Source organism: Mesorhizobium sp. M0663 (assembly GCF_040320585.1).
Taxonomy (GTDB): domain Bacteria; phylum Pseudomonadota; class Alphaproteobacteria; order Rhizobiales; family Rhizobiaceae; genus Mesorhizobium.
Genome location: NZ_JAMYPX010000123.1, coordinates 1 through 516, shown reverse-complemented (window position 1 = coordinate 516; position 516 = coordinate 1). Strand labels below are relative to the sequence as shown.

1 pseudogene is annotated in these 516 nt (G+C 63.2%); it reads left to right on the top strand.

The annotated features are described in order from the left end of the window. A pseudogene (locus NKI54_RS36425) lies at positions 1 to 516 on the top strand (recombinase family protein); the annotation flags it as partial.

Genomic DNA, 516 nt, shown 5'->3' with positions numbered 1-516 from the left:
GAACCGGCTGGTCGCGGCGGAACTGGAGTTGCGATGGAACCGGGCGCTTACGCGTGTCGGCGAGATCGAGAGCAGGATTGCCGCGCATGCTGCCTCGACATCGGAGCCATCACTTCTGTCGCCAATACACGTCACCGCGCTCGCCGCCAATCTCAAGGCAGTGTGGGCGGCGCCGACGACGGATGCAAGGCTCAAGAAGCGCATCGTTCGCACCGTCATCCGGGAGGTGGTCGCCGATATCGATGACGAAGCGTCAGAGATCGTTCTCCTGATCCATTGGGTTGGTGGCGTCCATACTGAACTGCGCCTGCCGAAGCGGCGCCGTGGACAGCGCAACAGCACGTCCGGCGACATCATCGCGGCCGTCCGCCAACTGGTGCTCATCGCCAATGATGATCTGATTGCCGGCATCCTCAACCGCAATGGACTGGTGACCGGCCACGGCAATCGATGGACCCGCGAACGGGTCACCGCGCACAGGTCGCATCATAAGATCCCTGTCTTCCGGCCAGCGGC